Genomic DNA, 22,172 nt, shown 5'->3' with positions numbered 1-22,172 from the left:
CAAAGGGCCGCCACTAGTTGGTCCAACCAGCCGGAAACCCCCGGCGGCACCCAGGGTGGCGCTGCACTTAGCCCGGCAGCCGCCGTCGTACTCGGTGCCAGGACCCCGCTTGCTCTTCTCCTGCAGCCTTGGGCAGTGCTAAGTTCTGGTCCCAAGACATACCGACCAGTTTTTGGTAACTGCTGGTAGTTCCTGCGGTGCTAGCCGGACTTTCTTGGTGCACCGGTGGATGTTCCACAGTTCGTGAAGCTGCGGGGGAATAGCGGGCATCAGCCCGTCGGGGGAGGGAACTGATGGCTGAAGAGCATGATGATGACCTGGTCATGCAGTCGCTGTTGCTCGATGAAATCGGGCAATCGGTGATCGGAGTGGATGCCCAATGGCGGGTGACGTACTGGAACCGTGCCTCGGAGCGGCTGTATGGGTTCAGTGCCTCTGAGGTAATCGGGGCGAGAATAGCGGACCTGGGGATGCTGGCTCGTGGTACGTCTGCGGCGGAGACAGCGGAGATCAGGGGGCGGATCGCCAACGGCGGAGACTGGTCCGGCGAGCTTTGGATCCACCACCCGGCCGGGAGAGAGTTTCCTGTCCACGCCACGATCAGCCCTGTCCACGGACGGCACACCACGCCCGTGGCCGTGGTGGCAATTTCGAAGGACATCACGGACCGGAAGCACAACGAGGCTGTTCTACGGCGGTTTTCAGCCATGGTGGAATCCTCCGGGGACGCGATCGTCAGTGCGGACATGACGGGGACAATCACCAGCTGGAACCCCGGGGCGGCCAGGATGTTCGGATGGAGCGCCCGGGAAGCGGTGGGGCAAAACTACCGGTTGCTGACCACCCGTGACGCGGAGGATTTCGCGGCGGAGGTCAAGGCCAGCATTTCGAGCGGAAAATTCGTCACCGGCCTGAAGGTGCGCTGGGGCTGCAAGAACGGATCGGTCATTGATGTCGAGCTGACCGTCTCACCGGTGTACGGGCCGGGCGGGGAACAGACCGGCGTGTCGGTCATCGCCCGGGACATCACCGAGATTCAGCGCCTCCGTGCGGCGGCCGCCGTCGAACGTGAGAAGCTCCTGGCGGCCCAGGAGATGGCGCACGTAGGCAGCGTGGAGCACACGATGGCCTCGGGTGAGACCTGGCATTCGGAGGAATTCGGCCGGATCTTCGGCCTGGATTCGGGGCAGGCCGCTTCCCGGGAGTTAATGCTTAAGCTGACGCACCCGGAGGACAGGGATCTTGTTCAACGGGTGTGGGTGGGCTTGGAGGAGGGAACCAGGTTCGCGGATTTTGAGTACCGGATCGTCAGGGCCGATGGCGAGCAGCGCTGGCTGCACTCCCGCATCCGGAACGTGGAACCCGAGGAGGGGAAACCCGGACGGTTCCTTGATACCGTCCTGGACATCACCGAGCGCAAGCAGGCGGAGCAGATCCTGGAGTGGCGGGCCCGCCATGATGCGCTGACTGGCTTGCCCAACCGTTACGTCATCACCGAGGTGCTTCAAGGACTGCTGGATCGGGACTCCCGGGCTGTGGTGATGTTCGTAGACGTGGACCGGTTCAAGTTGATCAACGATGGCATCGGCCACGGGGCAGGCGACACCATCCTGATTCTCCTGGGAGAGCGGCTGAAGGCTTTTGTCCGCAGCGGTGACACCGTAGGCCGGTTCGGCGGGGATGAATTCGTCATAGTCTGCGAGAACCTGACGCTGCGTGGCGCGCGGACCCTGGCGGAACGGATCAGGCAATCCACCAGGCGCCCGTTTGAAGTCAACGGACGGAAGATCTACCTGAATCTCAGCGTTGGCATCGCTCTGGCAGGTCCGGACGACACTGCCGAGTCGATGCTCCAGGGAGCCGATGCCGCCATGTACCGGGCGAAGTCAGCAGGCGGGGATTCGTCAGCGGTGTATGACGTGCTGATGGCTGGAAGGGCTACGGGGCGGCTGGACCTGGAGTCTGACCTGCGGCACGCCTTGGAACGGGGAGAGTTGTCCCTGAACTACCAGCCCATTGTTGACGCGGGCAACGGCCGCACCGTCGGCTTCGAAGCGTTGCTGCGCTGGCATCACCCCGAGCACGGGCTGATCCCGCCCGACACATTCATCCCCATCGCCGAGGAGACAGGCCTGATTGTCCCCATCGGCACGTGGGTACTCCATGAAGCCTTTCGGCAGGTTCAACAATGGCGCGCACAGCTGAAGGGAGCGGAGAACGTCTCAGCCGCAGTGAACATCTCCGGGCGCCAGTTTCTGGCGCCCAACTTCACAGACATCGTTGAGGCAGCAATCCAGAACGCCGGCATCGATCCCGGCGCGGTGGACCTGGAGATCACCGAAACAGTGCTGATGGATCAGCCGGACCTGCCTAAAGAGACACTCCAGCGCCTCCACAACCTGGGAGTAGGGCTGTCCATCGATGACTTCGGCACAGGATATTCGTCCCTGAGCTACCTCAAATGGCTTTCGGCCCGGACCTTGAAAATTGACCGAACCTTTGTTGAGGAACTGGGCAAGGGGCCCCATGGGGCAACCATTATCGAACTTGTTCTTGGCATGGCCGAAAGTCTCAGCCTCGACGTGGTTGCGGAAGGTGTAGAAACGCCCGAGCAGCTCGCTGAACTTCGCCGCCTCGGCATACGCCACGCCCAGGGGTACTACTGGAGCCGCCCCATGCCTCCCGAATGCATTCCGGCATGGCTTGGCACGCCTTTGCCCAACCCAGTGCTGAAATCTGGTGCGGCGGGCGTCCATTAGCGGCTAGGTCCGGACGTTTGCGCGGCCGGCGCCAATTTACCGCGTATCCAGATCCTCGAACACCAGAAACGTCTGGGTATCGAGCACGCCCGGCATGGACTGGAGCTGGTCGAAGATGACCCGCCGCAGGTCGATGTTGTCCACGGCCCGGACCAGCAGGATCACGTCGAAGTCGCCGCCCACCAGGGCCACGTGGTGCACCTCCGGGATCACCGCGAGCTGGTCGCGCAGTTCGCGCCACGCGTCCTGCTTCAGCTTCAGGGTCACGTAGGCGGAGGAACGGAGGCCCGCCTTGATCGGGTCCACGAGTGCGGTGAACCTGGACAGCACCCCCTCACTCGTGAGCCTGCCGATCCTCGTATAGGCGTGTGCCCGCGAGATGTGGACGTTCTCCGCCACCTGCGTGACGGACATGCGGCCGTCGCGGGTCAGCTCCGAAATGATCCTGCGGTCGATGTCGTCCAGCGGGACGGGTTCCGTCGCCGCATCCCTGGTTGCCAATTTGTCCACGGGCCCTGTCAGTAATCTGCCTCACACTTGCAATTCGTCTTCCAGTCTAGGCAGAACTGAGCAGCTTCTCCACGATTCCTCGAGGTGCTGGATACGAAACCTTCTGCAGGCGGATACTGGGGAGGAATAGTGGCAACAGAAGGACGGAACCGATGACGATCTCCGCGAACCACACCGCACCGCACCAAACCAGCAAGGCGCCCACCCGGAACGCCCTCTCGGAAACAGCGAAGAAGTTCGGCATCACCGCCGAGGACTACATGCTGCCGGCCCGGCACCAGATCGAGATGGTGGACCCGGACGGCCGGCTCAAGCCCGAAGGCGAGCAGGGCACCGAACCCGGCCACGAGTACCCTTTGCCCGGCGATGCGGAACTGCTGGCTGCTTACGAGCAGCTCGTAGTCGGACGCCGCGTCAATGACCAGAACTCGGCGCTCGTCCGGCAGGGCCGCATGGCCGTGTACCCGTCCAGCCACGGCCAGGAGGCCTGCCAGGTGGCGGCCGCGCTGTGCCTCTCGGACGGCGACTGGATGTTCCCGACTTACCGTGACGCCGTCGCAGTGATGACGCGCGGCGTTGACCCCGTGCAGGTGATGACCATCTTCCGCGGCGACTGGCATGGCGGGTTCGATCCCCTCAAGCACAAAGTGGGGATCCAGTGCACCCCGCTGACCACGCAGCTGCTGCACGCCGTCGGCGTCGCCCACGCCGCCAAGCTCCGTGGCGAGGACACCGTGGTGCTGGCCATGTGCGGCGACGGTGCCACCAGCGAAGGTGACTTCCACGAAGCCCTGAACTTCGCCGCCGTCTTCCACCTGCCCGTCATCTTCTTCGTCCAGAACAACAAGTACGCCATCTCGGTGCCGCTGGCACACCAGTCCGTGGCGCCGTCGCTCGCCCACAAGGCCGTGGGCTACGGCATGGCCGGCGAACGCGTGGACGGCAACGACGTCGTGGCGCTCCTCGCCGTCCTGGACCGGGCGGTGAAACTGGCCAGGGAAGGCTCCGGCCCCCTGCTCATCGAAGCCAACACCTACCGCATGCAGGCCCACACCAATGCTGACGACGACACCCGCTATCGCGAGAACAGCGAAGTTGCCGAGTGGCGGGCCAAGGACCCGGTGAACCGGATGCGGACCTACCTGACGGACCGCGGCCTGCTGGACTCCGCGGGTGAGACGCGCATCCTCGAGCATGCCGAAGCTGTGGCCGCCCAGCTGCGTGAGGGACTCAGCGAGGACGTGCCGGTGGACCCGCAGGAACTCTTCCGCCACGTCTTCTCCACGCCCACGCCGCAGCTGAAGGAACAGTCCGCCCTGCTCGCCGACGAACTCGCCCGCGAGGCAGCATCCGCATCCCAGAACCCCGATGCTCAGGAGGCCGGCAAGTGAGCCCCACCATCACCACATCGTCCGAGGCCAACGGCAACGTCAGCGCAGCCACCGCCCGGGCAGCCGCCTCGGCCGCTGCTTCAGCGGAAGCCGCTGGCCCGCAGCCGGTCACCATGGCCAAGGCCTTGAATACCGCGTTGGCTGATGCGATGCACGCTGACTCCTCCGTCCTGGTGTTCGGCGAGGACGTGGGGACGCTCGGGGGAGTTTTCCGCATCACCGACGGGCTCACCGCGACGTTCGGCGAGCAGCGGTGCTTCGACACCCCGCTGGCCGAGTCCGGCATTGTGGGCATGGCCGTGGGCATGGCGATCAACGGGATGCGCCCGGTGATCGAGATGCAGTTCGACGCGTTCGCCTACCCGGCGTTCGAGCAGATCATCAGCCACGTGGCCAAGATGCACAACCGCACCAAGGGCGCCGTGAAACTGCCCATGGTGATCCGGGTTCCCTACGGCGGCGGCATCGGGGGAGTGGAGCACCACTGCGACTCATCCGAGTCCTACTACGCGCACACCGCCGGCCTGAAGGTGTTCACCCCGGCCACCGTGGCGGACGGGTACCGGATGCTGCGCGAAGCCATCGACTCGGATGACCCCGTGGTGTTTATGGAGCCGAAGAAGCTCTACTGGTCCAAGGACCTGGTGGACCTTTCGTCGCTGCGGTCCCAGCATGTGGAAGGCACGACGGCGGGCCGCACCTCGGAGGGGCGTGCCGCCGTCGCGCGTCCCGGCACCGACGCGACGCTGATCGCCTACGGTCCGTCCGTCCCCACGGCGCTCGCCGCCGCCGAGGCGGCAGCGCTGGAGGGGCGTTCGCTGGAGGTCATCGACGTGCGCACCATCGTCCCGTTCGACGATTCCACTGTTTGTGAGTCCGTGCGTAAGACCGGCCGGGCCGTGGTGATCGCCGAAGCCCATGGCTTCGCGTCCGTGTCCTCGGAGATCGTGGCCCGGGTCCAGGAGCGCTGCTTCCACCACCTGGCCGCGCCCATCCGCCGCGTCACCGGATTCGACATCCCGTACCCCGCGCCGAAGCTTGAGAAGTATTACCTGCCCGGCGTGGACCGCATCCTCGACGCCGTCGACGACCTTCAGTGGGAGAACTGACCATGAGTGAAACGAAAGTATTCCTGCTCCCGGACCTGGGCGAGGGCCTCACCGAAGCCGAGCTGGTGTCCTGGCACGTTTCCGTGGGGGACGAGATCCGCGTGGACCAGCCCATCGCCGAGGTGGAGACGGCCAAGTCCACCGTGGAGGTGCCTTCGCCTTATGCGGGCATTGTGGCTGAGCTGCACGGGCAGCCGGGGGAGACGCTGGACGTGGGGAAGCCGCTGATCTCGGTGACGCCGCTGGTAACCGGGATCGCCGCGGATGATGCCGCCCCCGCCCCTTCGCCGGACGGCAATGCTGCAAGCAGCACGCCGTCCGGCTCAGGAAGGCCCGATGCCACTCCCGGGGCGGCATCATCCGCGGCGGCAGCCGAAACCTACCGCGAGGAGGAGAAGGCCGGGTCCGGCAACGTGCTTATCGGTTACGGAACTCCGGGCGGACACGGCGTCGCCCGTCGGACCCGGGCGCGGAAGGGCTCGGTCGCGGTGGTTGAGCCTGTACAAACCAACTCTGTCGATACCCTCGACGACCTGTCCCTCCTGCGCACCCGGGTCCCCGGCAAGCTGGGCGCGGTGATCTCCCCGCTGGTCCGGCGGATGGCGCGCGAGCACGGCGTCGACCTCGGTGAGCTCCGCGGCTCCGGCGAGGGCGGGCTGATCATGCGCCGCGACGTCGAAGCGGCGATCACGAGTCCCACACCGGTGGTTGAACCTGTCGAATCCAAACCGGTCGAAGCACCGGAGGCGGAGCGGGTGGGGACCGATGCCCGGACCGGCCTGGCGATCTCCTCCCGGACCCCGGTTAGGGGAGTACGCAAAGTTGTTGCGGCGAACATGGCCCGCAGCCGCTCGGAAATTCCTGAGGCAACTGTCTGGGTGGACGTCGATGCCACTGCGCTCCTCGAACTCCGCGAGGGACTCAAGGCGGGCGGCTCGCAGGTACCGGGCCTGCTCGCGTTCATTGCCCGCTTTGTCACCGCCGGGCTCAAGAAGTACCCGGAGCTGAACACCCGGATTGAAACTGCGTCCGACGGCTCGCAGGAGATCGTCTCGTTTGACGGGATCAACCTCGGCATCGCCGCGCAGACCGACCGCGGCCTCGTGGTGCCCTCAGTCCGTGCGGCGGAGAAGCTGACCGCCCGCGAGCTGGACGCGGAGATCCGTCGGCTGACCGACGTCGCCCGCCAAGGCAAAGCGACCCCCACCGAACTGGGCAGCGGTACCTTCACGCTGAACAACTATGGCGTGTTCGGTGTTGACGGGTCGGCAGCGATCATCAACCACCCGGAGGTGGCCATCCTCGGCGTCGGCCGGATCATCGACAAGCCGTGGGTAGTGAACGGCGAGCTGGCCGTCCGGAAGGTCACCGAGCTGACCCTCACCTTCGACCACCGCGTCTGCGACGGCGGCACCGCCGCCGGGTTCCTCCGCTTCGTAGCCGATGCGATCGAAAACCCAACCACGCTCCTGGCCGATATCTGAAGGCCCTCCAGAGGTGAGCCGTACGACGGCGGCGCGTGCCGCCGTCGTACGCGGGAAGCTTTCCCTCCGAGTGTTTCCGGTGAACTCCAAGAAGTGCTGGGTAGAATCGACGGCTAGACGAACGAACACTGCTTTGCCGGAGGTACGGAGAAACAATGTCAGAATGGCTCGAAGTCGGCGCGGACAACTATGTGCTGGTCACCGAAGGATCGCTGCTGAACACCGGACTGATAGTGGGCTCCGAACGGGCCATGGTGATCGACACCGGCTGCGGCCCCAGGCAGGGCAAGGAGATCCTGGACGCGGTCCGGGAAAAGACTCAGCTGCCGCTCGTCGTCGTTAACACCCACGCCCATTACGACCACTTCTTCGGCAACGCGGTGTTCGCGGAAGCCGGCGTCACCGAATTCTGGGCGCACCAGAACTGCGCCACCGAAATCGACGAACGCGGAGACCTGCAGCGCCGCTTCGTGGGGACGCTGGAACCGGAGATGTCCGCCGGCGAAGGCCAGAACGTGGAACTTGTGGTCCCCAACGCCCTGGTGAAGGACCAGCCCGTGCTGGTTGACCTGGGCGGGCTGACCGCGACCCTCTTCTACCTGGGCCGGGGCCACACCGACGGCGACCTGCTGGTGGGCACCCCCACTACCTTGTTTGTCGGCGACCTCGTGGAGCAGGGCGCCCACCCGTCCTTCGAAGACTCCTACCCGGAGGAGTGGGCGGATGCTTTGTGGCACATCTCCGCCCTGCGTCACCGCTACGAGTTCCTGATTCCCGGGCACGGGAAGCCGTGCAGCGACCAGTTCGTCAAAACCATGGCGAACACCATGACCACGGCGGTGCGCCAAGCACGCGGCTCCATCCGCGACACCCCAAACGATGCCACCAAAGCCATCCCCGTCCTGCCCTACGGGCCGGAGCAGTCGCGGTGGTTCATCAAGCGGCTCCAGGAAACCCGCCGGGAGCACTAGCCGTGCGTGCGACATATACTCCAAATATGCCGATTACGCGCCATAACCGAGACATCGATGCCCAGCCGTCCGCCGTCGAGCAGTTCCGGGGCGACCTGTGAGCGGCGGTCTGGTCGCACTGCTGGACGACGTCGCCGCCCTGGCCCGCATAGCGGCCGCCTCGGTGGACGACGTCGCTGCCGGAGCCGCCAAGGCAGGGGCCAAGGCCGCCGGCGTGGTCATCGACGACGCCGCCGTCACCCCCCAATACGTGTCCGGGGCTGACCCCTCCCGCGAACTGCCGATGATCAAGAAAATCTTCTGGGGCTCGCTCCGGAACAAGCTGCTGATCATCCTGCCGGCGCTGCTGCTCGTCAGCGCCTTCGTCCCGTGGGTTATCCCGTTCATCCTCATGCTGGGCGGCACCTACCTCTGCTACGAGGGTGCCGAAAAGGTCTGGCACAAGCTCCGCGGCCACCACGCGGCGGAAGAAGATGCGCCGGCGGTGGAGCGCGGGCCGGAGGCTGAGTCCAAGGTCATCAAGGGCGCTATCACCACCGACTTCATCCTGTCCTGCGAGATCATGGTCATCTCGATGAACGAGGTAGCCGCTGATTCCCTGTTGGTCCGGGCAATCATCCTGGTGGTGGTGGCGTTTGTCATCACCATCGCCGTGTACGGTGCCGTGGCGCTCATCGTCAAGATGGACGACGTCGGCCTGCACCTGACCACCAAGGATTCCGCCGGCTCCAAGCGCTTCGGCGAGCTGCTCGTCAAGGGGATGCCCGCCGTATTGGCCGCGATCACCCTCATCGGGACGGTCGCCATGCTGTGGGTTGGTGGACACATCATGCTGCAGGGAGCCTACGACCTCGGCTGGCACGCGCCGTATGACCTGGTCCACGCCCTCGAGACACCTTTCGCCGGGATTGCGGTGGTGGGCGGCTTCCTGGCCTGGCTCGTGAACACCCTGTGCTCGGCCGTCATCGGAATCGCCTGGGGCCTCGCCGTCATGGCTGTGGTGCACCCGCTGCTGAAAGCGCTGCCGTTCGGCAAGGACAAGGGCGGCCACAAGGAAGGCGACGTCCGCGCCGAACTTGCCGGCTACCGGCCGACGAAACGTAACGACGATCCCGCCTCTTAGCCCGGCATCCTGATGAATCTACCCCGATGCTAAGGGACCCGCCGCAGGACGTTCAGCACTAACTTTGCATGCTCCGTTCTTAGGCCCGAGTAGTCGGTGCTCAGTGAAACGAGTAGTTGATACTCGGGCGCCGCCACACGGGGCTGAATAAGTTCGAAGCATGACAGAGGTAATTCAGCGCAAGCACGGGCGCCGCAGACGGGCCGCAGAAGCCAAACGGGGCGTTCAACCATATGTAGTGGTCAACGTCGTCCTGGTGATTGGCCTTGCCATAGGTATGTTCGCCCTGACCCTCTGACTAAAGCCTTCCGGCGCACCTGGGATTGGCAGGAAGGCTGGGCAATACGGTGCCGGTAAGATGAGCCGGTGACCGGAAATGGCGGGGGTCCCGCATGAACAAACATGAGTGGATCAAATACGCCGCACTTTTCGTGCTGGCAGTGGCCGCCTTCGGGGTAGCAGCTATAGCCCTGATGAATCCGCGCGGCCCCGGCGATGCCGCCGTCCCCACGGTAATCCTGCCGGCCGCAACGCCCACGGCGACTGCTTCCCTGGCTCCAACACCGGCACCCACACCCACGGCTACTGCCACCGCCCGACAGCCGGGAATTGAACTGCCCGCCGAGCCCGTCCTCCTTATTCTTGGTGACTCATACACTGCCGGTGTTGGTGCAGATCAGCCGGACCAGGGGTGGGCAAACCTCGTTGCCGGGCAGCTCGGATACCCCACCAACATCGACGGCGTGCCCGGAACCGGGTTCGCCTGGGGTGGCGGGGAGCAGGACGAGTTGGGTGGAGAGTACGAAGTCCGGCTGCAGGACACCGCTGCCAACCCCGCCTTCGTGCCCAACGTCCTCATTCTGCAGGGCGGACAGAACGATTCGCGGATCCCCAACCCGGAGGAAGTTGAAGCTGCCACGGCGCAGACCATCGAGGCGGCCCGCAGGTTCTGGCCAGGCGTCCAGGTGGTGGTGCTCGGGCCGTCCGCACCGCAGCCCGTCACGGAGGAACTGCGGGCCGCGAACAGCGCGGTCCGCGCTGGTGCCGCAGCCGCCAATGCTCCCTACATCAACGCCGTCGAGGCCGGCTGGTTCACGAGCACCAACAGCCCGGATTTCAACTTTGACGGCACCCACGTCAACACCGCGGGCCACGCTTACCTGGCTGAGAAGTTCCTGGAGTCCTGGGCGCGCTTGACCCAATGAGGCTGCTGGCCAGAAAGAGGTATGCGCCAGCTGGGTATGCGCCGGAAGTGGACTACCGCTGGGCTGCGAAGGCTATGACCGCGGGGCTTGATACAAATTCGCTGCGTTGTGGATGAAGTCGCAGTCACCGGGGGAAAGGGTAGTTTCGCCGTGCCGATCCTGTTCAAGCTCGGCTCCGGTGGCTTTGTTGATCGCCGCCACGACGGCTCGGGGAAGGATCCTGCACCCGGGATTATCGATGAGCCATTGTTGCGTTTCCGGCTCAAGCTGGTCCCACAACTTGTCCATTCCCATTTCGGTTGCCTCCACCTTGTCATTCCTGCTGATGAATGCCGCCACGGACCCGCGGACGGTTGGCGCCTGGTTGACCCAGTCCCTGTCGCCGGCAGGGAAGGGAGGGCGGAGGGGACCACACTGTCCCCTCCGCGTCTGCCGTCGCACCCTGAGCCCCCAATCAAGGGAAGTCCCTTTCCCCTGGTGCGGCGTCTTCTCGCTCGAAAAGAGGGAGAAGCAATTGATATATTTTTGACGAATAGACCTTTCCGTCAATCCGACAGTACGAGTTTGATGCACGCCGCTGGGCAAGGTCAAGGGTTTTCACTACCTATGATTTTCACGAACAGCCAGGAGACGCCGGACGTCTTCAGCAGGCCGGGCAGAAGCCGGGGCCCCGCCAGCGTTAGGTGCGGTGCTGTTCCGCTCCGTTGCGAAGTTCCTTGCGGGCGGCTTCCACAAGGGTGGTGTTGCCGGTGCGAGCCGTCATGATAAGAAATCCGGCTGCTTCCTCCATGCTGCAACCGGTTCGTGCAGCAATGGCCTGGCACGCGTCTACGATCACCAAACGCGATACCAGTGATTGCTCCAGGGCCGAGAACTGCTCGTCCCAGAGCGCCGTGGATGACGGCTCCTGCGGCATGGGGCCGGAGCCAAGGGAACTCAGTGCAGCCGCCGTCCGGGCTTGAAGTACGGACCGCGCAGCGGTGAGCAGTTCCGTGGCTTCCGGGTGTGCAAGCCGATAAACAAGGCGGCCGTCGGACCGCAGGCACCGAATCAGGTCCTGCCCCCGCATCTGGGTGAGGTGCCGGGACAGGTGCGTTGCCTTCACCCCCGTGCCCTCGCACAGCGCGGGGATGGTGGACTCGCCTTGGGCGAGCAGCGCCAGGATCTGCGCCCGGACCGGATGGGCCAAGGCCTTGAACAGCTCCGCCGCAGCAGCCATCGATGGTCCGTCAGTCTGAACTGGCTCGCCTGCCAGGGCCTGGTTCCTCTTCATGCCGGCCTCCCGTCGCCTGCTTCGCTTTTTGAGGGGTATGCACGCCATTATCCTCCGCAAGGTGGGCAGGGGACCCTGGCCGGTGCCCGCCGTCGTAAGAAAAAATTCTTGGCAGAACCCCCCTTTACGAGCCCGGGCCGGTTTACTAAAGTCTGTTCTTGTCATAGTCCGGATGGGCGCTAGGGGGCGTCCGGGAAGGGGGAGTGAATCACCGCTGACCTATACCAGAAGACAATTGACCACTACGTAGAAAGCCCCTCCTAGGAGGGGCTTTCCCTTTGTCCGGGCTGATCTCGTCAGCCCGGAATTCGGCCGAAATCAGCTGTTGCCGGTATGCACGATGCTCTCGCGGTCCAACTCGTTTGCGGGGGCGTCTGCGAGGCCGGCAGGCGTGAGGTCAAGGGCCTCGAGGTTGGCCAGGTGGGCATGCCCGTCATTGGGAGCGGCTGTGTTGCTGGTGATGGTCATCCGGGTATTCCTTTGGTCTGTCTTGGTTCATGTAAAAGTACGGGCAGGGCTGCGACATGCTCCGCGGTGGTGTCGACCACACGCGAGAAGCGGCACTGCGAACAACGGACGGCGACGGCGACTGTACCGCTTCGCCTGCCCCTGACGGCCGGGAACTCAACAACGAGGTGGACGTCAGTGTCGCAGGTTGCGCACCAAGGGCGTTTCCCGCGCGGCTGATGGATGTCACAAGGGACGTACGTGTTCGTTGTCGGATTCAATCTGTTCAGACCACGGCCGGATAGCTGGCCAGGATGTAGTCTGCTGCCGCCGGGCCTGTCATGCGCAGTGGGTGTTTGGGATCTACGAGCTTTGCCATAGCGTCCCAGAAGACGTGCTCTGCCTGTGGTGTCTCTTCAGATACGCTGCACCAGCTGGTGTACAGCCCATAAAAAGCGTCCCGGCTGAGAGTGGAGCCGGTCTCTGGGTCGTGATAGGTGGCTTCGGTGAGGAATTGATCGAACTGTGATTGCGCCATGCCGGCTCTTCTCAACGAGGTGCAGTTGTCCGCCGTGGGCTACAGCAGTCAAGCCCGATGCCCTGCACGGGACATCAAGCGAAGTTGAAGCTTATCAGTGTCGTGAGCCACAGGACAAAACAAAAAGCCTAGAACCATGCTAGAAAACCACAAGGTACCGCCTCAGGGTTCCCCCAATATGCGCTCCGTACTGTCCAAGCATGATCACTACTCCCGCTCCACGCCACAAGGTAAGTTGCCCCCAGCCCGGCGTACCGTCTCCCTGGATCGGCGCCGAAAGTTCCCCAAAGCCGCTCCTGGACCATGGGGTCCTGGACAGGCTGCGCGAGGACCTCTGTGAGTACGACGTGTGGCAGGTGTTTGTGCAGAACTTCATCACCGCCCTGCCTCTGAGGATCGAAAAGCTGCGGGTAGCGTTGACCACCGGCGACGCCGATGGCGCCAGGGATGCGGTCCTCAGCCTCAAGACCTCCAGCCAAATGGTGGGCGCCGAACGCCTCGCAGCCTTGGCCATGGATCTTGAGGCGGCCCAGCGTGAAGGTGTCCGGGTTGGTGATCCAGCTGTTGCCTTGCCGCGGCTGGCCGTGAACTACCTGCGCCGCATCAAGCAACGGGCAGGACAAACGTCTTACGCACTCCAGACACACCTGGAGGCAGCCAGGCGCCCGCGGGCGATAGACTCCAGCTCGAGCTCCGCCCACTGACCCGGGGCGAGCCAGTCCGGTGGTGCGGAGTCCAGGAGCATGAAGGCGGCGGGCTGGATCAAAAGGATTCCTTCCAGTTCAGCAGGCTCAAACTTCGAAGCGGGTCCTTGGCGAGCCACTCGGGAGGTTCTTCAGGATTGCCTCGGCAACCTCGCGTACCGGCATGCCGCGGCGGCTGGAGGCACCTGCAATCATGTGGAAGGCGTCCGGATAGGAACAGCGGTTCCGGCCCATGATCACCCCGCAGGCCACGTCAATAGAGGTGCGGCTCTCCAAAACGGCCTTCAGGTTGTCCCCGGCCGCCCGGATGCTCCTGACTTCGAGGGCCAGCCCCAGGCCCTTCGCTGCCACGCCTGCGAACCACATTGCATGGCAGACCGTTTCGGGTGCGAACCGGACCCCCCGCGGGGCGAAGAAGCCCAAGGCACAGGACATTCCGGCGTCCAACCGGACCGGAACAGCCAGTACCTCGCCATAGCCGGCGTCAAGAAAACGGCACCGGTAAGCCTGCCACCGCAGGGGCGGGCCGCCGTCGGCCTCCACAATTACGGGAATGCCTGCCTCCCTGGCCTGGGCCAGGGGGCCGTCGTTGAGATCCTTTTCCAAGGCCGCGAGCCCAGCAGCCCGGCCGTTGTTGGCCGCCAAGACCGGAAGGCCCTGCGGCGAGGTGAGCGTGGCGGCGCAGTCGATCTGGACCCCAACGGACCCGGTGACGGCCGCCGCAGCGGTTTCGGCCAGCCTTCGCAGGGAATCGACGTCGGCCGCTGCGTCCGTGACCAGGTCCAGCAGGAACCCGGACGGCTCCGGCCACGGCTCCGAGCCGGCGGAGCCCGCACTCGCCAGCCTCCCGCCGTCGGCCTTCAGCACCCTGCCGGTGCTGCCCGCCACATGTATCGTCACCGTCACGTCCCGTTCGAACCGCCCGCGCAGCGTTATCCGCGGACTGCACTTCAAATCTAGGGCGGCCCGCAGGGGAGCGCACGAGTAGCGGGTACTCGAAATTCCCGGGCTGCGGGCTACTTGTTGGGCTGCGTTTCCAGCCACTGCTGGAACGTCTGGCGGCCGACGGCGGCACCCGCCTTGGGAATCAGTTTGCCCTTTCGCATGGCCTTGCCCATGGGGCCGGGAACATGCAGCGGCACGATCCGTTTCCGCCGGCCTGTCTTCTTCAGGTAGGCGCGTACCAGGTCCGCGAGCTGCTCACCGCGGGGGCCGCCGAGATCGGGGAGGCGCCCCTTGGGCCCGGCCTCTGCGGCGTTCACCAGGGCCTCGGCCACCTCCCGGGCTGCCACCGGCTGGGTAAACATCTTCGGGACAAAAACCAGCGGGCCCACCGAGGCGACTTTCACCGTCAACGGCACGAACTCGTGGAACTGCGTGCACCGCAGGAGCGACCAGGGAATGCCGCCGTGCCTGACTTCGTCCTCCTGCACCAGCTTCCCCGCGTACAGTCCGGAGGTGGCTTTGTCGATGCCCACGATGGAAAGCGCAACGTGGTGCCGCACGCCGGTTAACTTCTCCGCCGCCAGCAGGTTCTGCGTGGCGTTGGTGTAGAAGTCCACTGCCTTTTTGGTGGACATGGTCTCGATGCCGGAAACGTCGATGACCGTATCCGCGCCCTGGAGCGCCTGGTTCAGGCCGCGGCCGTTCACCAGGTCCACGCCCTCCGCACGGCTCAGGCTGACGACGTTGTGCCCGCGTTCTTTCGCTACGTCAACGACGTGGCGCCCGACCGTACCGGTTCCCCCTGCAACGGCAATCCTCATACAAGAAATCCTACGAGCAGTTCAGGACAAAGTGGGCCAGGCCTAATGTCAGTTTCGGCAGGGCCGTACCCTGCTTTTTTGTGGCGGGCTAGCCGTGGGGCAAAGTGCTAAGTAGGCTTAGCAATATGTTGTGCAGCTGCGGATGGCCCGGTCCCGTGACATGCGGCCCGGTTGGAGGTGGACGGCATGGATGAAGAGGTGGAGCGGCGGCGTGAGCTCGCTGCCACCATCGGTTTGGATCCGCGGAAGCTTTTGCCAGCCAATCGCGGACGGTCCCGGTGGTCGGAGTTCGAACTGGACGCCTACCTTCATGGTGCCCTGGCCTGGCCCATGCTTGAACGCGGCCACGGTGCCAACAAGAGGGCCCGTAAGTCGAAGGCCCGCGGGCATGCGTTCTCAGCCCTGGGAGCCGCGGGGAGCTTCCTGCTCACTCCTGAGCAGGCAGAGGCGGAACGCCTCGAATCACTCCGCGAGACGGACCTTCTTCAAGGCGGTGCGGAGGAAACGTTTGACCGGATTGTGGCTGCCACCCGCAAATACTTTGATGTGGGTGCTGCGTCCTTGTCACTTATCGCCGAAGACGCCCAGTACTTCAAGTCCGTCTTCGGGCCGCTCCGCGAGGAGACTCCCCGCCAGATCGCGCTCTGCGCGGCAACAGTGGAACTGAACACGATGCTGATCATCAACGACACGTTCACCGATGAGCGATTCGCGTCCAACCCACTCGTCGTCGGGGAACCCCACATCCGCTTCTACGCCGGCTACCCGTTGCACGGACCGCACGGCTGGAACATCGGAACCCTGTGCATCATTGACCAGAAACCCCGGGCCTTCCCGCCCTCCGAGCAGAAGGTACTGCGGACGCTCGCCGCCATAGTGCAGAGCCACATCGATGCACGGATTTGACGGCGTCCTGTCGGGTGACACAAGTACCGCCCGCGTACTGGGTGTACGCGGGCGGTAATTGTGTTGGTCAGGATTGAGGCAGTTTGTTTTAGCTGAGGGCGTTCATGACGTTCCAGCCGCCGCCGGCCCGGACCCGGTTGGGGAAGGTGCCGGCACCGTCGCCCAGGTAGGACCAGAGAACACCGCTGCTGTCGCGGGCAATGAGGTCGTCACGTCCGTCGCTGTTGAGGTCTGCAGCGCCGCTGATGGCATTCATGGTGTTCCAGCCTGCGCCTGCCCTGACCCGTGTGGGGAAGGCGCCGGCGTCGTTGCCCATGTAGGACCACAGAACTCCGCTGGCGTCCCGTGCCACCAGGTCGGCCTTGCCGTCCCGGTTGAGGTCACCGGCGGCGCTGACCGCCATGGCGCCCCAACCTGGACCCGCGTTGATGCGCGACGGGAAGGTGCCGGTGTTGCTGCCAGCGTAGCTCCACAGGACTCCCTGGGAGTCGGTGGCGAGCAGATCATTCCGTCCGTCACCCGTGACATCATTGGCTGCGCTGATGGTCTTCATGGTGTTCCAGCCTGCCCCCACGCGAACCCTGGTTGGGAAGGTGCCGGAGCCGTTGCCGCGGTAGGTCCAGAGAACTCCGCTGGAGTCGCGGGCCACAATGTCAGCACGTCCGTCACCGGTGAGGTCGCCGGTTGCGCTGATGGAGTTCATGACGTTCCAGCCGGCGCCAACCCTGATCCGGTTGGGGAAGCTGCCTGCGCCGTTGCCGAGATAGGTCCACAGCACTCCGCTGGAGTCGCGTGCCACGAGATCAGCACGTCCGTCACCGTTGAAGTCCTGCATGATGCTGGTGACGCCGGCACCTGTACCGATGCGGACGTTCCGGTTGGCGACAGCACCCGTGTTTCCGGCCGTGTCCGTCGCGCGGACGTCGAAGGTGAAGAAGCCGTTAACCTGGGCGTCCCAGGTCTTCGGTGACGAGCACGTGGGGTCCCAGTCGCCGTTGGTGGGAAGCAACCGGCATTCGTACCGTGCCTGTGGATCAGCGCTGCTGAAGTTCAGCGTTGGAGTGTTGTTTGCGCTGGGCGTGGACGGAAATGGAGCCGTTACGGAGACCGCCGGAGCCGTGGTGTCCACGGTGAAGGTCAGCGTTCCGGAGGTCTGGGCGCCAGCAAGGGCAAGTACCGTGTGGGGGCCCTGAGCCAGCGGTGCCAGCGTAACCGAGTACGTGGATCCGGTCACCGTTGCTGCCTGAGCTGCGCCCCCGTTGACCGAGACCTCCACCGGTCCCGTCGTGCCTGCCGGCAACGTGCCGGTCAGCGTCGGCGTGGTCACCTTGGTGATGTTGTCCGTGGAGGAGCGGCCGCTGTCGCTGGCTGCCGCCAGATCCGGTGTAGAGGGACCGGCCTCGGTGGCCGTGGCGATGAGGCCCTGCACCGTGAACAGGTTCGTCGTCACCGTGTTGACGCCGGGACCGCCGGCGTTCGGTCCGACCACCTGGACAAAATTGTTGCCCGAGGGGGCTCCCGTGACAGTCCGTGCCGTGTCGATGGATCCGAGGGTGCCGGCCTCTGCCCCCACCTGCGTGAGGAAGGTGGCGGTGGAACCGGTCGCATAGTCGCCCAGGAAGGCGGCACCGACTGCTGCCCAGTCGCAGGGAGTCGTAGCGGTTGGCTCGCAGCCCTCGTCGACGGTCTCGTTGATCCCCCCGAGGTTGTCGGCCACGAAGGTGTGGATCCCGTACGGGTGGGTGATGGTGTAGGAGGCGCCGGCCTGCAGCCCCTCAAACCGGAACCGCAGCCGGCCGAAGCCCATCTGATCGCCGTCGATCACGGCTTCATTGGCGTGTGCTGCTTCGAGGGCGGCTTCATAGGAGCCGATGGTGCCGACGTCGGCTGCAGCGGCGAACCAGAAGGCTTCATCAGGGAAGTTGTCGGGGTAGGAAACGGCCACCTCCGGGTTGGGCGGTTCGGAAAGGCAGCCCTTCCCTGCTTCGTAGCAGAGCTGCAGCCGGACGGTCCCGTCCGAATACCAGGTGGGAAACCCGTTTGTCTCATCCACGGGCCCCATGCCTGCTGTGGCAGCGCTGCCCGGAAGGGCAGCAAGCGGTGCAAGCGATGCGGCCAGCAGCGCGCCGGAGACCACGGCGGCAAGACGGCGGGCGGTTGTGGTCATTGGCTGGCGGTCTGTCCGGCGGGCGCGGCGCGCTCCGTCTGGCATCTCGGGCCGGTCAACAGATTTGGAAAACATCGTGACTCCTCAGATGGACTCTTCGTTAATGGCCCCCAGTACCTTCAAGGCCAGGCCGAGAAGTGGATTTCCCCGCCACCGTCACAGTGGCGGATCGACCTTGGTTAAATCTCGGATCGAAGATCCCTGCATCCTTGGTTCCGGGCGTGAGCTAAGTGCTGTAGACCCACGGGCAGCAGCCGGCGCCGGTCTTGTGCTCCTCTTGATTTGGCTCCCGTAACCGCAGCTTGTTCACGGCCAGCAGCTGCATGCAGCTGCCTCAGTGGGCCTTGGGAAGCTCAAGGTATTCTCAAGGTCTCCTCGGCACAGTGGCCCCAGGGCAGTTCTCATGTCCTGCTCCGCCCGGCAGCAGTCTCGCTCGTCGGCAGATCTGGATCAAACTGGGGAGACGATCATGAATTTGGACGATACACATACCACAGCGGGGGGCACCCCCCGCGCGAGCAGGACAAGGAGGGGGACCGGAATCGCTGTCTCGGCGGTTGTGCTCTTGTCCACACTCGGTCCACTACCTGCCGTGGCATTGCCTCAACCCGCAATACTTCCAGCCGCCGTATCGGGGGCGGAGGGAAGCGTTGGACCAGTTAACCCCGAGACGGGCTACCCGTACTGGTATGGAGACAAGAACGGCCTTCGACTGGAATTGTGCCTCGACGCCGTCGAGGTCTGCCCCGTTGTCGGGGCAGGCTATGACCCAGCCCTGCCGCCGGCGATTCCCGGAAATTTCCCGGATGAGTCCTTCTGGTGGTCGGCCGAAGCATCGCTGACGTTGCCGAACGGGCAGGACGCCCGCCTCATCATGGCCCAGGAAGCGGCATTCGGAGGGGCAGGGGAAGTTGCCCAGGGACAACAGAATGCTTTCGCGCGCATGCGGATCCGGATGGAAGATATGACTCCAAACGCGACCTACAAGGCGACCACGCCGTACGGCGTCTACGAAGTCACTGCGGATGATCAGGGAAGGGTGCGCTTCACGGAGGACATCGGCTGCCTGCAGCAGCCCTGCATCTGGGATGAACCACTTTCCGGCAGCTGGGGGCCGTTCCTTCAGTGGGATTCGCCCGTGCCCGATGCCTATGCCGGATCCATTGGTGACCCCAACGTAGAGCACACCGTGACGGGCAGCCCCTTCGACACGAACTTCTTCCGCCTTGAGGGCCCCGGCATCCCAGCACCGATCGAAACGAATCTTTTTGCGGTGCAGGGCAAGATCGCCACTGTCCGCGCCGGAGTGGATAAGCCAGGGGGCACCTACAATCAGGCGCTGACGGTCAACATCCAGGCGTCCTTCCCCGACGAGGCGAAGATTGTTTACACAACAGACGGCCAGGACCCTGTGGTCGCCGAGGACGGCACCGTCACCAAGGGAGAAGTGTGGGAGCCTTCACCCAATGACAAGGACGTTGCTCCTGTGTCGCTCGGTACCCCGGGCACCACGGAACTTCGGTACATGGCGGTCAGCCTCACCAACCCGTCTCAGCGCACGGAAATCAAGAGTGAGACCTACAACCTCGATGCGACGAGCCCCTGGATCGCGGCGACACCGGACGCCACTGCCTCCTCCTACGCGGGTCCCCAGCAGGTAACTCTCACAGGAACCACCGCGGAGGGCGCGGGACCGGCAACTGTGTACTACACGCTCGATGGTTCCGAACCGACGTACGACAGCGAAGGGGCCACCGGTTCAACAAAGGAATACGACGGCACTCCCATGACGGTGGGCAGCACCACTCTCATTCGGGCTATGTCGGTCAACGGGGAAGGCACTGCCGGAGAAATTCGGAACTTCCGTTACGTCATCCACAACCTGAAGGCCATCGGTCCAGTCTCGGACAGCCACGGGTATCCCTCTTGGCTGGAAGACAACACTGGAGTTCAGCTGGACCTGTGCCTCGAGGATCCGCTGTGTCCAATCATCGAGGAGCTGCCTCTACCGGAGGGCGACCTGTCCTTCCCCGACAATTTCCCCGGTGAATCCTTCTGGTGGGCAGCTGAGGCCTTCCTGCCAGTCGACGGCGAAGAGGTGCGATTGACCCTCGCCCTGGAAGCAGCCTTCGCCGGCGAAGCCGTTGTCGCCGGAGACGAGGTTGCCTTTGGGCGCATCCGTGTCCGCGGTAACGATGTGTTCGAGATCGGCTCGACCTACGAGATCATCCATCCCTACGGGTCGTTTGAGGTGGTCGCCGATGACACCGGCAGCCTTCGCTACACGGAGGACCTCGGCAGCATGAACGGCAACGGCGAGTTCACGCCGTTGCTTGAGCAGAAGATCGGGCCGTTCCTAAAGTGGACTGAGGGAGCACCTGAGGGTTACCTCGGGGACGGTTCCACGCCTCACGCCGTAACGGGCAGCCCGTACGACACCAACTTCTTCGAGATCCGCCAGGTTAAGAACACCTTGGGTGAACCGGTCAACAGGAGCCTGGGCACAACCACGGACTTCGTGGTTCAGGGCCGCACGGTCGGTGCCACACCTCCGGAAGCCCCGACGGTCGCTGTAAACACTGCGGGCGGTACGTTCAACGAAGCCCAAACCGTCACGCTGAGCGCCACGCCCGAAGGTGCGCAGATCTTCTTCACCACAGACGGTTCAGAACCCACCGTGGAGGACGGAATCCCCTACACCGGCGAGATCGCCCTTGAAGAAGGAACCACCACACTGAAATTCATCGCGGTGAACGAGGGCGTGCCCTCGGCGGTCGTCACCGAGGTCTACACCGTGGACTCGATTGCTCCGGAGCTGACCACAACCACTCCGGGCGGTACCTTCACGGCAGCCACGACGGCGTCCCTCTCCGCGAGCGAGGGCGCAGCCATCCGGTTCACCACCGACGGCACCGAGCCCACGGTGAGCAGCACGCTGTACACCGAGCCCATTGCCATCGCCCAGACCTCAACGCTTCGTGCGATCGCGGTCGATGCTGCCGGCAATATCAGCCCGCTTGGACAGTGGGAGTTTGTCATCAACGCTACGGCCGGCCTCGACAGGCACGACTTCAGCGGTGACGGGAACCCCGATGCGCTGGCCCGGGATACTTCGGGCAAGCTGTGGCTGTACCCCGGTGATGGTGCAGGCAAGTGGCTGCCCAGGGTTTACCTTGGCGCCGGTTGGAACGTCATGACCAGCATTGTTGGTCCGGGTGACTTCAACGGTGACGGTGACGCCGACGTGCTGGCTCGGGATACTTCGGGCAAGCTGTGGCTGTACCCCGGCGATGGTGCAGGCAAGTGGCTGCCCAGGGTTTACCTTGGCGCCGGTTGGAACGTCATGACCAGCATTGTTGGTCCGGGTGACTTCAACGGTGACGGTGACGTGGATGCGCTGGCTCGGGATACTTCGGGCAAGCTGTGGCTGTACCCCGGTGATGGTGCAGGCAAGTGGCTGCCCAGGGTTTACCTTGGCGCCGGTTGGAACGTCATGACCAGCATTGTTGGTCCGGGTGACTTCAACGGTGACGGTGACGTGGATGCGCTGGCTCGGGATACTTCAGGCAAGCTGTGGCTGTACCCCGGTGATGGTGCAGGCAAGTGGCTGCCCAGGGTTTACCTTGGCGCCGGTTGGAACGTCATGACCAGCATTGTTGGTCCGGGTGACTTCAACGGTGACGGCGACGTCGATGCGCTGGCTCGGGATCGTTCGGGCAAGCTGTGGCTGTACCCCGGTGATGGTGCAGGCAAGTGGCTGCCCAGGGTTTACCTTGGCGCCGGCTGGAACAGCATGACCAGCATCCTCTAACCCCCTCC

General features: G+C 64.4%; 19 protein-coding genes. 11 read left to right on the top strand and 8 right to left on the bottom strand.

The window, feature by feature from the left end; all coding sequences use genetic code 11:
* The first annotated feature begins 293 nt into the window (after positions 1-293).
* Positions 294-2,759 carry a sensor domain-containing protein gene (locus M1E07_RS15715; RefSeq protein WP_461187562.1) on the top strand — a complete coding sequence of 822 codons (2,466 nt, stop codon included), beginning with the start codon at positions 294-296 and terminating at the stop codon, positions 2,757-2,759.
* 36 nt (positions 2,760-2,795) lie between these two features.
* Here M1E07_RS15715 and M1E07_RS15710 read toward each other — a convergent pair whose 3' ends face one another.
* Positions 2,796-3,260, bottom strand: coding sequence for an Lrp/AsnC family transcriptional regulator (locus M1E07_RS15710; RefSeq protein WP_461190415.1), 465 nt, complete (start codon positions 3,258-3,260; stop codon positions 2,796-2,798).
* A gap of 161 nt (positions 3,261-3,421) precedes the next feature.
* On the opposite strand from M1E07_RS15710, the gene pdhA reads away from it, so the two are divergent.
* The 7 genes from pdhA to M1E07_RS15675 all read left to right on the top strand — a co-directional run bounded on the left by pdhA (position 3,422) and on the right by M1E07_RS15675 (position 10,552).
* Positions 3,422-4,660 (top strand): pyruvate dehydrogenase (acetyl-transferring) E1 component subunit alpha, encoded by a 1,239-nt coding sequence (gene pdhA, locus M1E07_RS15705; RefSeq protein ID WP_461187561.1) that lies wholly within the window; start codon positions 3,422-3,424, stop codon positions 4,658-4,660.
* A complete protein-coding gene (locus tag M1E07_RS15700) occupies positions 4,657-5,769 on the top strand; it encodes an alpha-ketoacid dehydrogenase subunit beta (RefSeq protein WP_461187560.1) in 1,113 nt (370 codons plus the stop codon). Before pdhA ends, M1E07_RS15700 begins: the two co-directional genes overlap by 4 nt.
* 2 nt (positions 5,770-5,771) lie before the next feature.
* Positions 5,772-7,253, top strand: coding sequence for a dihydrolipoamide acetyltransferase family protein (locus M1E07_RS15695; protein WP_461187559.1), 1,482 nt, complete (start codon positions 5,772-5,774; stop codon positions 7,251-7,253).
* Between the two features lie 155 nt (positions 7,254-7,408).
* Positions 7,409-8,224, top strand: coding sequence for an MBL fold metallo-hydrolase (locus M1E07_RS15690; protein WP_461187558.1), 816 nt, complete (start codon positions 7,409-7,411; stop codon positions 8,222-8,224).
* 97 nt (positions 8,225-8,321) lie between these two features.
* Entirely contained in the window at positions 8,322-9,347 is a 1,026-nt protein-coding gene (locus M1E07_RS15685; RefSeq protein ID WP_461187557.1) for a DUF808 domain-containing protein, read from the top strand.
* A 160-nt stretch (positions 9,348-9,507) separates the two neighbouring features.
* The gene (locus M1E07_RS15680) at positions 9,508-9,645 is read left to right on the top strand and encodes a hypothetical protein (RefSeq protein WP_461187556.1); all 138 of its coding nucleotides are present in this window, start codon (positions 9,508-9,510) and stop codon (positions 9,643-9,645) included.
* 94 nt (positions 9,646-9,739) lie between these two features.
* Positions 9,740-10,552: an SGNH/GDSL hydrolase family protein gene (locus M1E07_RS15675; RefSeq protein WP_461187555.1), complete on the top strand. Its 813-nt coding sequence runs from the start codon at positions 9,740-9,742 to the stop codon at positions 10,550-10,552.
* Between the two features lie 72 nt (positions 10,553-10,624).
* Here the strand turns inward: M1E07_RS15675 and M1E07_RS15670 are convergent, their stop codons facing one another.
* From M1E07_RS15670 to M1E07_RS15655, 4 genes are all read right to left on the bottom strand, one after another.
* Entirely contained in the window at positions 10,625-10,861 is a 237-nt protein-coding gene (locus M1E07_RS15670; RefSeq protein WP_461187554.1) for a hypothetical protein, read from the bottom strand.
* A gap of 370 nt (positions 10,862-11,231) precedes the next feature.
* Entirely contained in the window at positions 11,232-11,825 is a 594-nt protein-coding gene (locus M1E07_RS15665) for an ArsR/SmtB family transcription factor (protein WP_461187553.1), read from the bottom strand.
* Between the two features lie 318 nt (positions 11,826-12,143).
* Entirely contained in the window at positions 12,144-12,293 is a 150-nt protein-coding gene (locus tag M1E07_RS15660; RefSeq protein ID WP_461187552.1) for a hypothetical protein, read from the bottom strand.
* A 265-nt stretch (positions 12,294-12,558) separates the two neighbouring features.
* Positions 12,559-12,810: a hypothetical protein gene (locus M1E07_RS15655; RefSeq protein ID WP_461187551.1), complete on the bottom strand. Its 252-nt coding sequence runs from the start codon at positions 12,808-12,810 to the stop codon at positions 12,559-12,561.
* 200 nt (positions 12,811-13,010) lie between these two features.
* Between M1E07_RS15655 and M1E07_RS15650 the strand changes: the two genes are divergently transcribed.
* Positions 13,011-13,514, top strand: a complete 504-nt coding sequence (locus tag M1E07_RS15650) for an Hpt domain-containing protein (protein WP_461187550.1) — start codon at positions 13,011-13,013, stop codon at positions 13,512-13,514.
* Positions 13,515-13,601: 87 nt separating this feature from the next.
* Here the strand turns inward: M1E07_RS15650 and M1E07_RS15645 are convergent, their stop codons facing one another.
* Together M1E07_RS15645 and M1E07_RS15640 are read right to left on the bottom strand one after the other, a co-directional pair.
* Complete coding sequence (locus M1E07_RS15645; protein WP_461187549.1) at positions 13,602-14,414, bottom strand: GAF and ANTAR domain-containing protein; 813 nt, start codon at positions 14,412-14,414, stop codon at positions 13,602-13,604.
* Positions 14,415-14,530: 116 nt separating this feature from the next.
* Complete coding sequence (locus M1E07_RS15640; protein ID WP_461187548.1) at positions 14,531-15,280, bottom strand: SDR family oxidoreductase; 750 nt, start codon at positions 15,278-15,280, stop codon at positions 14,531-14,533.
* A gap of 186 nt (positions 15,281-15,466) precedes the next feature.
* On the opposite strand from M1E07_RS15640, the gene M1E07_RS15635 reads away from it, so the two are divergent.
* Positions 15,467-16,186 (top strand): GAF domain-containing protein, encoded by a 720-nt coding sequence (locus tag M1E07_RS15635; protein WP_461187547.1) that lies wholly within the window; start codon positions 15,467-15,469, stop codon positions 16,184-16,186.
* Between the two features lie 88 nt (positions 16,187-16,274).
* On the opposite strand, the gene M1E07_RS15630 is transcribed toward M1E07_RS15635, so the two are convergent.
* Positions 16,275-18,428 (bottom strand): FG-GAP-like repeat-containing protein, encoded by a 2,154-nt coding sequence (locus tag M1E07_RS15630; protein WP_461187546.1) that lies wholly within the window; start codon positions 18,426-18,428, stop codon positions 16,275-16,277.
* Positions 18,429-18,945: 517 nt separating this feature from the next.
* Here M1E07_RS15630 and M1E07_RS15625 point away from each other — a divergent pair.
* The gene (locus tag M1E07_RS15625; RefSeq protein WP_461187545.1) at positions 18,946-22,164 is read left to right on the top strand and encodes a chitobiase/beta-hexosaminidase C-terminal domain-containing protein; all 3,219 of its coding nucleotides are present in this window, start codon (positions 18,946-18,948) and stop codon (positions 22,162-22,164) included.
* Positions 22,165-22,172: the final 8 nt, after the last annotated feature.

This window comes from Arthrobacter sp. Z4-13, assembly GCF_054792705.1.
The sequence above is the reverse complement of the archived record's forward strand: the minus strand, read 5'-3'. Positions and strand labels throughout refer to the sequence as shown.

What these genes read in the sequence shown, in the direction of transcription:
- M1E07_RS15715 (WP_461187562.1), top strand. Translation starts at nt 294, where the DNA reads ATGGCTGAAGAGCATGATGATGACCTGGTCATGCAGTCGCTGTTGCTC.
- pdhA (WP_461187561.1), top strand. Translation starts at nt 3,422, where the DNA reads ATGACGATCTCCGCGAACCACACCGCACCGCACCAAACCAGCAAGGCG.
- M1E07_RS15695 (WP_461187559.1), top strand. Translation starts at nt 5,772, where the DNA reads ATGAGTGAAACGAAAGTATTCCTGCTCCCGGACCTGGGCGAGGGCCTC.
- M1E07_RS15690 (WP_461187558.1), top strand. Translation starts at nt 7,409, where the DNA reads ATGTCAGAATGGCTCGAAGTCGGCGCGGACAACTATGTGCTGGTCACC.
- M1E07_RS15680 (WP_461187556.1), top strand. Translation starts at nt 9,508, where the DNA reads ATGACAGAGGTAATTCAGCGCAAGCACGGGCGCCGCAGACGGGCCGCA.
- M1E07_RS15675 (WP_461187555.1), top strand. Translation starts at nt 9,740, where the DNA reads ATGAACAAACATGAGTGGATCAAATACGCCGCACTTTTCGTGCTGGCA.
- M1E07_RS15665 (WP_461187553.1), bottom strand. Translation starts at nt 11,825, where the DNA reads ATGAAGAGGAACCAGGCCCTGGCAGGCGAGCCAGTTCAGACTGACGGA.
- M1E07_RS15660 (WP_461187552.1), bottom strand. Translation starts at nt 12,293, where the DNA reads ATGACCATCACCAGCAACACAGCCGCTCCCAATGACGGGCATGCCCAC.
- M1E07_RS15655 (WP_461187551.1), bottom strand. Translation starts at nt 12,810, where the DNA reads ATGGCGCAATCACAGTTCGATCAATTCCTCACCGAAGCCACCTATCAC.
- M1E07_RS15650 (WP_461187550.1), top strand. Translation starts at nt 13,011, where the DNA reads ATGATCACTACTCCCGCTCCACGCCACAAGGTAAGTTGCCCCCAGCCC.
- M1E07_RS15640 (WP_461187548.1), bottom strand. Translation starts at nt 15,280, where the DNA reads ATGAGGATTGCCGTTGCAGGGGGAACCGGTACGGTCGGGCGCCACGTC.
- M1E07_RS15635 (WP_461187547.1), top strand. Translation starts at nt 15,467, where the DNA reads ATGGATGAAGAGGTGGAGCGGCGGCGTGAGCTCGCTGCCACCATCGGT.
- M1E07_RS15630 (WP_461187546.1), bottom strand. Translation starts at nt 18,428, where the DNA reads ATGTTTTCCAAATCTGTTGACCGGCCCGAGATGCCAGACGGAGCGCGC.